Origin of the sequence: Kribbella sp. NPDC004536, assembly GCF_042873835.1 — a bacterium.
In the GTDB taxonomy this organism is placed as follows: Bacteria; Actinomycetota; Actinomycetes; order Propionibacteriales; family Kribbellaceae; genus Kribbella.
Genome location: NZ_JBIALY010000002.1, coordinates 874906 through 887104, shown reverse-complemented (window position 1 = coordinate 887104; position 12199 = coordinate 874906). Strand labels below are relative to the sequence as shown.

Sequence of the window (12199 nt, the reverse complement as noted above, 5' to 3'; positions counted from 1 at the left end):
TCGACGCGATCAGCTCGCGCGGCGGCGGGGCCGCTTCTCGGGTGCTTCTTCGTACTCGTCGTCGGGCAGGTCTTCCTCGTCATCGCCCTCGTCGTACTCGTCGTCGTCTTCGTACTCGTCGTCCTCGTACTCGTCCTCGGGCAGGTCCTCGTCGCCCTCGTCCTCGTACTCGTCGTCTTCGTCGTCCTCGTCGTACTCGTCGGACGGCTCGTCGTCTTCGTCCTCGTACTCTTCGTCCTCGTCGGCGGGCTCTTCGTACTCGTCCTCTTCGCCCTCGTCGTACTCGTCCTCGTCCCCGCCGGCTTCTTCGTCCTCGTACTCGTCCTCGGCGCCTTCGTCGTAGTCGCCGTCAGAGTCTTCGTCGGCGTCCTCGTCTTCGTCGTCTTCGTCGTACTCGTCGTCGGTGTCCTCGTCGGTGTCCTCGTCGGTGTCCTCGTCCGTGCCGCCGGTGGCTCGGCCCTCGTGGATCTCGCCGCGCCAGCCCTCGACGTCGTCGGGGTGCAGGATGACGTCGGTCATCACGTGCCGCTGGAAGTGCTTGAGCTCGACCCGCGCCCGCCGCCCCTGCGCGCGCCAGATGTTGCCGACCCGCTCGAACAGACCCTGCGGGTAGTACTCGAGGACGACGATCACGCGGGTGAGGTTCGGCGCGAGCTCGTGGAAGGTGACGCTCCCGTCGACGTGCCCCTTCTCCCCCTTCGAGCGCCAGACGATCTTCTCGTCCGGCACCTGCTCGAGGATGCTCGCCTCCCAGGTGCGGTGCGACCACAGGATCTTCGCCTTGAAGTCGAGCTTCTCGTCGGTCTTCTGCTCGACCCGCTCGACCTTCTTCATGAAACCGGAGAAGTCCTGGAACTGGGTCCACTGGTTGTAGGCGACCTCGATCGGTACGCCGACGTCGATCGACTCGATGATCGTCGTGGCCTTGAGCGGGTTCTGACCGCCCCCGCCGCCGGATCCGCCGCCGAGCAGCTCGGCCGCCTTGTCCTTGGCTCCCATGACTCCGCCCTTCAACGCACCGAGCAGCGGTGAACCGCCCGTGGCCGCCGCCTTTCCACCCTCCGCCATGGCCTTCCCGGTGATGCTGCCGCCGGCTGCCACGTCGACCAGCCGATCGGTCAGGCTGGAGATCTTGTCGGTCGCGGCCTCAGCCGTACGCTCCGCCGCGACCGACAGCGCTTCCTGCAGCTCGCTCTTCAACCGGTCGACCGGGAGCTCGTCGAGGATCGAGCGGAGTCCGTTCTGTTCCTCGCTGTGCGATCGTTCGGCCATCACCGATCACCCACGCTTCCGGGCCGACGCTCCACCTGTCGACCTGCTGGGGCTCTTCTTCGCGGCGGTCTTCTTGGCTGCGGCCTTCTTGGCCGGACCTGTGCTCTTCTTCGCGGTCGCCTTCTTCGCGGCGGTCTTCTTCGCCGGTGCGGCGCTCTTCTTCGCGGTCGTGGACTTCCGCGTGCTCGACCCAGAGCCGTTACCACTCGCCGCCCGCGCGGACGTCCGCCTCGCCGTACGCCGGGCCCCACCGGACGAGCTGCGGCGATTCTCGTCGGGCGACTCCGTGTCGTCCGTGCCGTCGTCCGTGCTGTCATCCACGCGGTCATCCGTGCTGTCGTCCGCGCTGCTCCGGCGGGGCCGGTGTGCGCTCGCGCGGCGACGGCTGCCCGGGCGCCGGCGCCGCCGCGGACGGTCGTCGTCCTCGTCCTCGTCCTGGCGGTCGCCTGCCGACAGCATGCGGTCGGTACGGTCCCTGATCGAGTCGCTGACCCAGTTCAGGCGATTGCTGGCCGCCGCGACAGCGGCTTCCCGGCCCGCGGTGACCAGCTTGCCGCGTACCTGATCGGACAGCCGGGACAACTCGGGATTCTGTTCGACGATGTCCGTCAGCTGTTGCACGATGGCCCGTGGATCGGTGGCGATCCGCTTACCGGCCAGCAGTCCGCCGACCGTGATCGCCAGCTTGAGCTTCTTGGTGCGGCCGAGCAGGTAGCCGCTCGCGACGGCGACCGCTACCTTGGCGGTGTTGTTCATTGGTTCTCCTAGAAGTAGCCGTGGGCAACGATCGGCGGGCTGATCACTGCGTGAGCGCAGCGATCCGGCGCAGCACCGGAAGACTCGGGTAGTTCTCGTCCTGCATCTGGCGCAGCAGCAGCCGCGCATAGAGGTCCACCTCGTCGGGCTCGAGCAGGGACTCGATCATGTCCAGCATCGAGAGCGACGGGAACCGGTAGCGCGCGGTCTGCTCGAACAGCATGTCCAGCAGCAACTCCCGCGCATCGGGCGTTCGTGCGTCAGGCATCCTCACTCCCGGGGTCACTCGTCGTGGAAGTCGCGGCGTTCGCGCACGGTGGTGTGCGTCGATCTGCTCCGCTGGTTGGCCAGCGCGAGGACTACGGCGAGTCCGATACCGCCGGCGATCATCAGCACGTATCCGACGACGGTCAGGTCGACACCGCTGATGTGGTCCGACACCCCGAACGCCAGAATTCCGCCCAGCGCCAGCAGGAATACGGAGGTTCCGATTCCCATTGGTTTCTCCTAACGGCCTGCCCCGTTCCTGAATTGGAATAGGAATGCGGTACCCAGGCGAAATGCCGCAAAACGACGCCGGTCGCGCCTACTTTCAGCGTCAGGACGCACGCATTACGTAGCAGTTCAAATAAACGCACATTTGAAATGCTCGATTCAGGTCCCGCGACAGGCGTCCGGGCGCGCGCCGTGGGTACCGGCCCGCCATGCGACTTCCGTGGTCCCGGCACGGCACCTGCGTCCCCGAGGTGGACGTGTGCTGCGTACATCCGGGGTGCGCCCGCGGCGCCACGCATGCGCGGCCGCTCGGGGTCACCCGCGACGGCGAGCTCGTCGAGGAGCTGACCTGCTGCCGGCACGAGCGCCACGTCGGCGGCCGGGCCGGATAGCGGGAGTGCTTCGAAGCCGGCCGGCTGGGCACCGGCAGTGCGATTCCGGAGCGAAGGAGATTCCGATGAATACCGGTAAGAAGATGAAACACGCCGCCGAGGCCGCCAAGGGCAAGGCCAAGCGAGCGACCGGTGACGCCACCGACAACCGCGATCTGCAGGCGGAAGGCCAGGCCGAGAAGTCGACGGCCGAGCTCAAACAGGCGGGCGAAAAGGTCAAGGACGCCTTCAAGGACTGACCCGTACGCCGGCCGGTGACCGACAGACCGCGGCCGCACGACCTGGCGAGCAGGTCGTGCGGCCGCCGGAGGTTACTGACTGATCTTGAACGTCGGGGAGGTGACCAGCTCGGCCAGTTGGTGCGGGGTGAAGATTGGTTGCGCCAACGGAGGGCGGCCGCTGTCGTCGACCTTCTTGGCCTGGGCCAGGTAGACGACAGTGCCGTCCGGGTAGCGGTACGCGGCCCACTGGTCGTAGCTGTCGCGGCCGTTCGTGGTCAGTACGCCGACCTTCTTGCCGGCGACGTCGACAACGGCGCACGTGCCGGTGCCGCCCCAGAACTTCTGCGCCAGCTGGCAAGGGGTCGTCGCCGGTTTGCCGCTGGGCGTGGTCGACTGCACCAGGAGCTGGCCGACCCGGTTGTCCTTCTGTACGGGAATCATCGCCTGGTACTCCCAGTAGTCCTGCTCGCCGTCGTTCGACGCGTACTGGGCCTGCGGCCACCGCATCGAGCGACCGTCGGAGTACTTCAGGTTCGGCGTACTGAGTCCCGCCGGTACCACCGAACTCAGGTCGCCCATCAACGCCACCGCCCGATCGGCACGCGGACCCGCGGACGCCGTACGGTCCACCTGGCCCTCCGGCCACGGGTCGTTGGACTTCCGCGTCGCCGGAGCCTTCGTCGGCGTCGCGGTGGCGGACGGCCGCGGCTCAGGCACGATCGACGGCGTCGTACCGGTGCTCCCGGCAACCATCGGGCCGGCCGACCGGTTGCCGGCGTAGTGCACGACCAGCGCCGGACCGGCGCCCAGGGCAACCACCAGCGCGGCGACCCCGGCGCCGGACAACAGCACCGTACGCCGCTTGCGCGCCCGGCGAGCCTGGGCGAGGGCGCTCGCGGGGTCCATCGACGGCGGCGGCGTGCTGCGCACCAGGACGTCGTGGAACGCCTCGTTGAGATCCTCTTCCTTCATCGAACTCTCTCCTCTTCCAGCAGATCGCGCAGCGTCGCCAGCCCGCGCGCGGCCTGGCTCTTGACCGTTCCTGCCGAGCAATCGAGCAACTCGGCCGTCTGCTCGACGGACTGGTCCTCCCAGTACCGCAGCACCAGGACAGCCCGTTGTCTCGGCGGTACCTTCGCGAGCGCTTCCAGCAACACGAGCCGCTCGTCGGCGTGTCCGGACGGCGGCGCTACCCGCTCGAACTCCGGAGACCCGACCGACTCGTGCTGGAACCACCCCCGGCGCCGCTCGGACAGGAACGTACGTACGAGCGTCTGCCTGGTGTAGCTGTCCATCGCCTCGTGCCGCTGGATCCGGCGCCACACCAGGTAGATCTTCGTGAACGTCTGCTGGACCAGGTCCTCGGCTCGATGCCAGTCGCCGCACAGCAGGTACGCCGTACCGCGCATGGCGTCCGACCGTGCCGCGAAGTACGCCTCGAACGCGGCGTCCCGATCACTCATCTGTTCCTCCCGGTCGTCAGTACCGGGTTAGACACGCCTCCGAGGCCGAAGTTGGTTGCATCAGCCAGAGATCTGTGGTGAACATCCGCATGCCGAGGCGGTATGCGTGGACTCGGCCCCACACGCGTTTCCACGGCCGTCGAAGTCCATCACCCTGCCCCGGCTGTCCCGCTGAATCTCGCAGCAGGCGAGCAGCATTTCGCGCAGTTTGCTGCGTCCGCGCTGCACTCGTGACTTCATCCCGGGCACCGACACCACAGCCACCGCGGCCGCGGCGCTCTGGCTCATTCCCGCGACGTCGACCATGCGCAGAGCTTCCGCCTGGTCACGAGGCAGCCGTTCGATGAGTGGTACCAGGCATCGTGCGAGCTTGGCTTCGCTGTCGTCGGCGTCGTCCTCGGTGGTGTTGGCTGCATCTGGCATGGAATCGACAGGAAGCTCGCGGCGGCGCGATGCCGAACGGTAGTAGTCGGTGATGGCATTGCGGGTCGTGGTGTAGAGCCATGGCGCCACTCGGTCGCCGTTCTGCAATCCGTCTGGCTGGGCCGCCAAGCGCATGAACACCAATTGCAGGATGTCCTCGGCGTCGTGCGGCGAGGACACCCGACCGGCGATGAAGCGCCGGAGCTCGCCGGCAAACTGCCGCCATGCTGCATCCAGCTCGCTGGCCTGTACATCTGCCGACATCGCCATCACGATCTCCTTCCCATACCACCAGGAAACCACGGCCCCCCAGCGCGCAGTCCAGCGCTGCGGACGTATTGCATCCGATCGCGGAGTCCTTCGTCTGTAAGCCAGAACCATCTCGACGAAAGGCACAAGACATGAACCCCGACTCCACGCCCACTGACACCAGCAGCGAGCCGACCGTCCAGAACTCGCCCGTCACCGACGCATGTTGCTCGGCCAGTGAGCAAGCCACTTGTTGCGAACCCCAGGCAAAGGCAACGTGCTGCGGTCCAGTGACGACCCACGGCAACGGTTGCGGCTGCAAGTGACTTCACAACCCATTCCCTGCAATCTCGAGAGGACTGTCCGTTGATCTCCCATCTGTCGCCCGCGGTTTCGATTGCAGACCTGCGTGTGCGCTACCGCGACTTCGAGGCACTCGGCGGGGTGTCGCTGTCAGTAGCTGCCGGTGAGATTCTCGCGATTCTCGGTCCGAACGGCGCGGGAAAGACGACCCTCGTACGCACCTGCGCGACGCTGGTGCAACCTTCGAGCGGCAGCGTGCGCATCGACGGCCATGACGTTGTCACCGACGCTGCTCAGGTGCGGCAGCGGATCGGTCTGACCGGTCAGTACGCTGCGCTCGACGACGACCTGACGGCCCGGGAGAACCTCGAGCTGATGGGCGCCCTGCTGGGCGTACCCGAGCGGGTTCGACGCGCCGGTCATCTGATCGATCAGCTCGACCTCTCAGACATCGCCGAGCGTCGCATCGGTACGTTGTCCGGCGGCAGCCGGCGCAAAGCAGACCTCGCCGCGAGCATGGTCGGGAGCCCGACAGTCCTGTTCCTCGACGAACCGACCACAGGCCTGGACCCACGCGCTCGGCTGAAGCTCTGGGATGCCATCGAGGACCTCCGCTCGACAGGCACTGCCGTCGTCCTCACCACTCAATACCTCGAGGAAGCAGAACGGCTCGCGAACCGGATCATCCTGATCAACCACGGCCAGGTCGTCGCCGAAGGGACCCCGGACGAACTCAAGGCCCGCCTCGGGGGGCGGGTCGTGCACCTGCGTCTGGCCGACAAGGATCACGTCCCAGGCCTACGGCAAGCCCTCGCCGCGATCGTCCATGTCGGGCCCGATATGAAGATCGATGCACGGACCGGCGACATCGATGTGGTGGTACCTGACGCAGTCACGGCCGCCCGTGTCGTGGCCGAGGCGAGCCGGCTGCAGTTACCACTGGCTGAGATCGCGATCAGCACCCCCAGCCTCGACGATGTCTTCCTTCACCTGACAGAAACCGTAGGAGCGATGCCGGCATGACTACGAACCTGAGCGCCGCCCCTATCCGGCGCACCGGTGCCACCGCCCTCGCTCAGCTCGCTGCGCTGATCAGACGCAGTCTGGTCAAGACCGCACGAGCCCCGCAGCTGCTGATGTTCTCCCTGATGATGCCGATGTCGATGCTCGTGCTGTTCAGCCAGGTCTTCAGAAGTGTCAGCCACAGCCCAGGTTTCCCGCACGGCGTCGCCTATATCGACTACCTCACGCCCGCGCTGCTGGCCGTCTCCACCGTTATGAGCGCGACCAATTCCGGAGTGGCGCTGGCCGGCGACCTGTCCGACGGTTTGCTGGACCGTTTACGCGCGATGCACGTACGGCGCTCGGGCGTGCTTCTCGCCCGCATCATCACCGACGCGCTCCTCACTGTTGTCCGCACCCTGGTCCTGGGCGGAGTAGCCGCGTTCCTGCTCGGATTCCGGCTGCACTGCGACATCGCGCATACTCTGCTGGCGGTGGCTTTGCTGATCCCGCTGTCGATCGCGATGAGTGCGCTGTTTCTTCTCATCGGCAGTAGGCTGCGGCAACCAGAGTTTGTTCAGACCGCCGGAATGATGGTCATGATGCCTTTCATGTTCATCTCCAGCGCGTTCGCGCCGCTGAAGACGATGCCCGACTGGCTACACGCCGCCGCCGCCGTCAATCCCGTGTCGCATGCCACCGATGCGACCGGCGCCCTCGTCCTCGGCGGCTCCGACGGGCACGCGGCCGTACTCACACTCGCCACATCGCTTGTACTCACGATCGCCTCCATGCTCCTCGCATCACGCCGAATGTAGAACGCGCGCATGGGGCCGGATCCGTCAGGAGCCGCCTTCGCCGACGCGGATCTGGGTCTTCAGCGGTGCGTCCGGCCGGAGCTGCCGCTCGAACGCCTCGACGAGTTCGTCCGGCCCGAAGGCGGCCCCGACGAAGGCGTCCAGCTGGAGCCCGTGCCGCCGGACGTACTCGAGGGCGTGCCCGACGCCGCCCGGGAACCGGAACACCGAGTCGACGCCGATCTCGCGGCGGTTGATCGGCCGCCAGGGCAGCTGGTAGTCGGCGGGCAGGTTGCCGACCAGGACGAGCTGCCCGGTACCGGGCTCGACGTGCTCGAGGGCGAAGTCGAAGGCGGCCGGCTTGCCGGTGGCCTCGACCACCAGGTCGAACCGGGCCTGCGCCGGCAAGGCGTCCGGCGGCAGTGAGTCGGTCGCGCCGAAGTTCAGCGCGAACTCCTGCCGTTGCTTCGCCAGTTCGGCCACGACGACACTCGTGGCGCCCTCGGCCTTGGCGATCAGCGCGGCCAGCTGACCGATCGTGCCGCCCCCGACGACCAGGACCGAACGGTCGCGCAGCGGTCTGCCGGCGACCGCGTGGTGGGCGACGCCGAACGGCTCGAGCAGCGCCGCGGTCGCGTCGCTCACCTCGTCCGGAATCGGTACCGCGTTGGCCGCGGGCATCACCAGGTACGGCTGCAGCGCGCCGTCGACATGCGGCGTCGTCGCCGCGCTACCGAGGTACCGGACGGATTCGCACAGGTTGTCCCGCCCGGTCAGGCAGACGACGCATTCCCCACAGCTGACGCCAGGGCTGATGGCGACCCGCTGCCCGGCCACGAGGTCCGTACTTCCGGCACCGACGGCGGCCACGACTCCCCCGGCCTCGTGACCGAGGACCAGCGGCTCGCGGACCGGGAAGACCGAGCGACCGGTGTAGTACGACAGGTCCGAGCCGCAGATCCCGACCGTGCCGACCCGGATCAGGACCTCACCCGGACCCGGGGCAGGGATCGGCCGGACGGTCGGCACGAAGCCGGTCTCCGGCGTGAACAGGGGCACCGACTGGGAACTGGGCATGTCCGCGAATGTATCTCCCTCGACTACATCACCGACAACGACTTTCAGCCCGCCAGAGGTTGTCAGGGCAGGGACCTGACGGCCTCCAGGATGGTTTCGGTGACGGCTGCGGGCTGGGAGAGCATCACGGCGTGGGCGGAGGCGACCGAGCCGAGGGTCGCGCCGGCGCGCTCGGCCATCCAGCGCTGGCCGTCCGGCGGGATCGCGTTGTCGTGTTCCGCGATCAACGCCCAGGACGGCTTGTCGTGCCACGCGGGCCGGGCGGCCGCGACACCGGTCAGGGCGCCCAGGGACAGCGGCCGCTGTTCGAACGACATCAGCCGGGTCTGCTCCTCCGGCAGGTCCGCGGCGAAGACCTTCGCGAACTGTTCGGTGGTGATGTACAGGTCGCTCTCGCCGGTACCGAACGGTCGCTCGACGGTGGTGTCCGGCCCGAGCAGTCCGCCGGGGAACCGCTGTGGGTCGAGGACGGTCGCGATGCTCTCGCCCTCGTCGAGGATGTACGCCGCCACGAACACGAGCGCCGCGACGTTGTCCGCTCCGCGCGCCGCCTCGCCGATCACGGCACCGCCGTACGAATGACCGACCAGGACGACCGGGCCGTGGAGGGTCGAGAGGACGCTGCGGACGTACGCGGCGTCGCCGGCCAGTGTCCGGAGCTGATTGGGAATCGCGATCACCGGATACTTCGCGGCGTCCAGCGCCGCGATGGTCTCCGACCAGCTGCTGGAATCGGCGAACGCGCCGTGGACGAAGGCGATCGTGGGTCTGGTCATCGTGCGCTCCTCGGAGGTCGGGAACTGTCTCCCCCGACGTTCGTCCGGCCGGTCGGCACACGCTTCAGGACGATGACTCAACCGACGACTGCAACCGCTTGGACGGAACGCACCTGACAGCGCATGCTCTGTGCATGCAGGAACAGACACGGTGACGGAGATCGGACAGCTCTTCGGCCGCGAGGAGCTTCTGCACCGGCTACAGCACTGGCTCGACGACGTCGACAGCGGCGGTCGATCGATCGGGCTCACCGGCGAGCCGGGCGTCGGCAAGAGCGCCGTGCAGGCACGGATCGCGACGTACGCCGAAACGGCAGGCTTCACCGTCCTGCGCGCCCGCGGCATCCAGGCGGAGTCCCAACTGCCGTACGCCGTACTGCACCAGGTGCTCGTACCGATCCTCCCGCGGGTGTCGGGCATGCCGGCGCCGCAACGTCAGTCGCTGCTCGCGTGTTTCGGGCTGGTCGAGGCACCCGAGGTCAATCCGTTCTTCACGGCGCTCGCGGTCCTGGACCTGCTGGTCGACGTGGCCGCGGAGACCCCGGTCCTGGTCTGCCTCGACGACCTGCAGTGGATGGATCGCGCGTCCGTGGACACCCTCGCGTTCGTGGCGCGGCGGATCGCGGCCGAGCGCGTGGTTCTGCTCAGTACGTCGAGCTCGTCGGCACGGCTCCTTGCCGATGACGGGACCACTACCTGGATCCAGGTCGACGGTCTGTCCGCGGACGTCGCGCACGCCTTGTTGCGGTCCCACGCACCGGACCTCCCCCCGGCGTACCGCGACCGGATCGTCGCGCAGGCCGGCGGCAACCCGCTCGCGCTGATCGAGTTCGCGAGTACGCCGGAGACCGGGACGGACGAGGAACTGCCGATGACGGCGCGGCTGGAGCACGCCTTCACCGCACGCGCCGACGAGCTGGATCCGGTCGGCCGCGCGGTGGCCGACGTGGCCGCACTGGACGACGGCGACGACCTCGACCAGGTCCTCGCCGCAGCCGCGATCGTCGCGGACGCAGCGGTCGGCACGGGCGGCGCGGGCGCAGCAGTCCTCGCAGGCGGCGCGGTCGATCGGGAGGTCGTACGGCGGGTGGTCGAGGCCGGGCTGCTGACCCTGTCAGGACCGAAGTACGCGATCGCCCACCCGCTGATCGGCTCGGCACTTCGCCGGGCGATGACGCAGGACCGGCGCCGGCAGGTACACGCCGCGCTGGCAACGGTCCTGTCCGGTCTGCCCGACCGAGCCGTCTGGCACCGGGCCAGTGCGGTGTCCGGCCGCGACGAGTCTGTCGCCGCCGAACTCGAAGCAGCGGCGGCCGAGGCGCAACGCCGTGGGGCGTTCGCGACCGCGTTGTCCAGACTCGAACGAGCCGCAGCGCTCAGCCCCGACCCGCTGGACGAGGCCGGCCGCCTGATCAGCGCCGCCGAGGTGGGCTATCAGCTCGGCCGGTTCGCCCAGGTCGAGCAGGTCACCGCACGGGTGACCCGCACCACGCTGCGCCCTCGGGACCGCTCGCGGCTCACCCGGTTGACCGGCGTCTTCCACGACGGCGCCACCAGCGATCCGGCCGAGATCCGCCAGCTGGTACAGCTGGCCCGGCGCGCTTCGAGCGACGACGACGCCGACCTGGCCATGCAGCTGCTGTTCGGCGCCGCGCGCCGGGTGTGGTGGCGCGACCCGGGCGAGTCGGTACGGGCGGACATCGTGAGCGCCACCCGCGAAGTTCCCCTACCGTCCGGCGATCCCAGGGTGCTGGCCGTACTCGGACTCGCCGACTCGCTCGACCTGACCGCGTCCGTCATCCAGCAGCTCGACCGGACCCCGCCGGACACCGGTGATCGGGCCGATGTCGCGGCGCTGCTCGGCATCGCCGCGTTCTGCGCCGGCGACTTCCTCCGCGCGGAATCCTTCCTCTCGACCGCCGTTCACGATCTGCGCGCCGACGGGCGGTTGAGCCTGCTCGCCGAGGCGCTCGCGATCCGCGCGTGCGCGGAGATCAACCTCGGTGTGTTCGACACGGCCCGGTCGGCCGACGAGGGGATCCGGCTGGCGGACGAAACCGGTCAGCGCGTCTGGGCCGGTACGGCGCGGATCGTCGCGGCCTTCATCGACGCCGTCGGCGGCAACTTGAGCACGGCCCTTCTGTTGCAGGCGGAACAGACCGCGCTCCAGCTTCCGAATGCCAGCTCGTCCCTCTTGGCCGGCGCTCAGCTCGCCCGTGGGCTGGGGGAACTCGCCGCGGATCGGCCCAGCCAGGCGTACGCAGAACTGCATCGGGTATTCGTACCGACCGACTCCGCCTACCAACGGGTGCAACAGCTCTGGACAGTCAGCTACCTGGTCGAGGCAGCCATCCGCAGCGGCGTACGGGACGAGGCAAGGAGCGCCGTCGACTCGCTCGAGGCGCGGGCCCACGGCTCGTCCGCTATCGGCACCACGATCCCTTTGCAGTACTGCCGCGCCGTACTGGCTGACGACGAAGACGTGTTCCAGGACGCACTGGCCGGTGCCGCGCGTCCGTTCCCGTGGCACCAGGCCCGGCTTCAGCTCGGGTACGGCTCGTGGCTGCGCCGGCAACGGCGGGTCACGGAGTCCCGCGATCCGCTCCGCGCGGCGCGGACCGCCTTCGACGCGCTCGGCGCCAAGCCGTGGGCACTGCGCGCGGACCAAGAACTGCGAGCGACCGGTGAGCGCGGCTGGCAGCCCACCGCGAGTGGACGCGAGCAGCTGTCCCCACAGGAGGCGCAGATCGCCGAACTGGCCGCGCAAGGGCTGTCCAACCGGGAGATCGGCCAGCGGCTGTTCTTGTCGCATCGCACGATCGGCTCGCACCTGTACCGGCTGTTCCCCAAGCTCGGAGTCACCAGCCGCCAGCAGTTGGCCGGCGTACTGACTGATCGGCTCAAGGACGTGCAGTCATCCGACTGAAGCCCACAACGCCTCCGTCGTCATAGCGTCGCAGTACCGCGGTGCGC

14 protein-coding genes are annotated in these 12199 nt (G+C 68.4%); 5 read left to right on the top strand and 9 right to left on the bottom strand.

The window, feature by feature from the left end; translation table 11 throughout:
* Positions 1 to 9: 9 nt before the first annotated feature.
* Genes ACFYRU_RS19000 through ACFYRU_RS18985 form a run of 4 tightly spaced genes read right to left on the bottom strand, consistent with a single transcriptional unit; the run spans position 10 to position 2526 of the window.
* On the bottom strand, positions 10 to 1272 hold the full coding sequence (locus ACFYRU_RS19000) for an SRPBCC family protein (RefSeq protein WP_387660333.1): 1263 nt from the start codon (positions 1270 to 1272) through the stop codon (positions 10 to 12).
* 6 nt (positions 1273 to 1278) lie between these two features.
* Positions 1279 to 2028, bottom strand: a complete 750-nt coding sequence (locus ACFYRU_RS18995; RefSeq protein WP_387660331.1) for a hypothetical protein — start codon at positions 2026 to 2028, stop codon at positions 1279 to 1281.
* Between the two features lie 43 nt (positions 2029 to 2071).
* Positions 2072 to 2296 (bottom strand): hypothetical protein, encoded by a 225-nt coding sequence (locus tag ACFYRU_RS18990; RefSeq protein ID WP_387660328.1) that lies wholly within the window; start codon positions 2294 to 2296, stop codon positions 2072 to 2074.
* Between the two features lie 14 nt (positions 2297 to 2310).
* Positions 2311 to 2526, bottom strand: coding sequence for a DUF6458 family protein (locus ACFYRU_RS18985; RefSeq protein ID WP_387660325.1), 216 nt, complete (start codon positions 2524 to 2526; stop codon positions 2311 to 2313).
* 206 nt (positions 2527 to 2732) lie between these two features.
* Here ACFYRU_RS18985 and ACFYRU_RS18980 point away from each other — a divergent pair, with 206 nt between their 5' ends.
* On the top strand, positions 2733 to 2915 hold the full coding sequence (locus ACFYRU_RS18980) for a hypothetical protein (protein WP_387660323.1): 183 nt from the start codon (positions 2733 to 2735) through the stop codon (positions 2913 to 2915).
* A gap of 65 nt (positions 2916 to 2980) precedes the next feature.
* A complete protein-coding gene (locus tag ACFYRU_RS18975) occupies positions 2981 to 3154 on the top strand; it encodes a CsbD family protein (protein ID WP_387660320.1) in 174 nt (57 codons plus the stop codon).
* A 72-nt stretch (positions 3155 to 3226) separates the two neighbouring features.
* Here ACFYRU_RS18975 and ACFYRU_RS18970 read toward each other — a convergent pair whose 3' ends face one another.
* Genes ACFYRU_RS18970 through ACFYRU_RS18960 form a run of 3 tightly spaced genes read right to left on the bottom strand, consistent with a single transcriptional unit; the run spans position 3227 to position 5292 of the window.
* Positions 3227 to 4108 (bottom strand): hypothetical protein, encoded by an 882-nt coding sequence (locus ACFYRU_RS18970; protein ID WP_387660318.1) that lies wholly within the window; start codon positions 4106 to 4108, stop codon positions 3227 to 3229.
* Complete coding sequence (locus ACFYRU_RS18965) at positions 4105 to 4599, bottom strand: SigE family RNA polymerase sigma factor (protein WP_387660316.1); 495 nt, start codon at positions 4597 to 4599, stop codon at positions 4105 to 4107. The genes ACFYRU_RS18970 and ACFYRU_RS18965 overlap by 4 nt, the downstream gene beginning before the upstream one ends.
* 60 nt (positions 4600 to 4659) lie before the next feature.
* On the bottom strand, positions 4660 to 5292 hold the full coding sequence (locus ACFYRU_RS18960) for a sigma-70 family RNA polymerase sigma factor (protein ID WP_387660314.1): 633 nt from the start codon (positions 5290 to 5292) through the stop codon (positions 4660 to 4662).
* A 345-nt stretch (positions 5293 to 5637) separates the two neighbouring features.
* On the opposite strand from ACFYRU_RS18960, the gene ACFYRU_RS18955 reads away from it, so the two are divergent.
* Together ACFYRU_RS18955 and ACFYRU_RS18950 are read left to right on the top strand one after the other, a co-directional pair.
* Complete coding sequence (locus tag ACFYRU_RS18955) at positions 5638 to 6597, top strand: ATP-binding cassette domain-containing protein (RefSeq protein ID WP_387660311.1); 960 nt, start codon at positions 5638 to 5640, stop codon at positions 6595 to 6597.
* Positions 6594 to 7394 carry an ABC transporter permease gene (locus tag ACFYRU_RS18950; protein WP_387660308.1) on the top strand — a complete coding sequence of 267 codons (801 nt, stop codon included), beginning with the start codon at positions 6594 to 6596 and terminating at the stop codon, positions 7392 to 7394. The genes ACFYRU_RS18955 and ACFYRU_RS18950 overlap by 4 nt, the downstream gene beginning before the upstream one ends.
* 24 nt (positions 7395 to 7418) lie before the next feature.
* On the opposite strand, the gene ACFYRU_RS18945 is transcribed toward ACFYRU_RS18950, so the two are convergent.
* Both ACFYRU_RS18945 and ACFYRU_RS18940 read right to left on the bottom strand, forming a co-directional pair.
* Positions 7419 to 8450 (bottom strand): zinc-binding dehydrogenase, encoded by a 1032-nt coding sequence (locus tag ACFYRU_RS18945; RefSeq protein ID WP_387660306.1) that lies wholly within the window; start codon positions 8448 to 8450, stop codon positions 7419 to 7421.
* A gap of 62 nt (positions 8451 to 8512) precedes the next feature.
* Complete coding sequence (locus tag ACFYRU_RS18940) at positions 8513 to 9226, bottom strand: alpha/beta fold hydrolase (RefSeq protein ID WP_387660303.1); 714 nt, start codon at positions 9224 to 9226, stop codon at positions 8513 to 8515.
* 151 nt (positions 9227 to 9377) lie between these two features.
* Here ACFYRU_RS18940 and ACFYRU_RS18935 point away from each other — a divergent pair, with 151 nt between their 5' ends.
* Positions 9378 to 12152, top strand: a complete 2775-nt coding sequence (locus tag ACFYRU_RS18935; protein WP_387660302.1) for an AAA family ATPase — start codon at positions 9378 to 9380, stop codon at positions 12150 to 12152.
* The last annotated feature ends 47 nt before the right edge of the window (positions 12153 to 12199 follow it).

Excerpts from the sequence above, each read along its gene's own strand:
- ACFYRU_RS19000 (WP_387660333.1), bottom strand. The coding sequence starts at position 1,272 with ATGGCCGAACGATCGCACAGCGAGGAACAGAACGGACTCCGCTCGATC.
- ACFYRU_RS18995 (WP_387660331.1), bottom strand. The coding sequence starts at position 2,028 with ATGAACAACACCGCCAAGGTAGCGGTCGCCGTCGCGAGCGGCTACCTG.
- ACFYRU_RS18990 (WP_387660328.1), bottom strand. The coding sequence starts at position 2,296 with ATGCCTGACGCACGAACGCCCGATGCGCGGGAGTTGCTGCTGGACATG.
- ACFYRU_RS18985 (WP_387660325.1), bottom strand. The coding sequence starts at position 2,526 with ATGGGAATCGGAACCTCCGTATTCCTGCTGGCGCTGGGCGGAATTCTG.
- ACFYRU_RS18980 (WP_387660323.1), top strand. The coding sequence starts at position 2,733 with ATGCGACTTCCGTGGTCCCGGCACGGCACCTGCGTCCCCGAGGTGGAC.
- ACFYRU_RS18975 (WP_387660320.1), top strand. The coding sequence starts at position 2,981 with ATGAATACCGGTAAGAAGATGAAACACGCCGCCGAGGCCGCCAAGGGC.
- ACFYRU_RS18970 (WP_387660318.1), bottom strand. The coding sequence starts at position 4,108 with ATGAAGGAAGAGGATCTCAACGAGGCGTTCCACGACGTCCTGGTGCGC.
- ACFYRU_RS18965 (WP_387660316.1), bottom strand. The coding sequence starts at position 4,599 with ATGAGTGATCGGGACGCCGCGTTCGAGGCGTACTTCGCGGCACGGTCG.
- ACFYRU_RS18960 (WP_387660314.1), bottom strand. The coding sequence starts at position 5,292 with ATGGCGATGTCGGCAGATGTACAGGCCAGCGAGCTGGATGCAGCATGG.
- ACFYRU_RS18950 (WP_387660308.1), top strand. The coding sequence starts at position 6,594 with ATGACTACGAACCTGAGCGCCGCCCCTATCCGGCGCACCGGTGCCACC.
- ACFYRU_RS18945 (WP_387660306.1), bottom strand. The coding sequence starts at position 8,450 with ATGCCCAGTTCCCAGTCGGTGCCCCTGTTCACGCCGGAGACCGGCTTC.
- ACFYRU_RS18940 (WP_387660303.1), bottom strand. The coding sequence starts at position 9,226 with ATGACCAGACCCACGATCGCCTTCGTCCACGGCGCGTTCGCCGATTCC.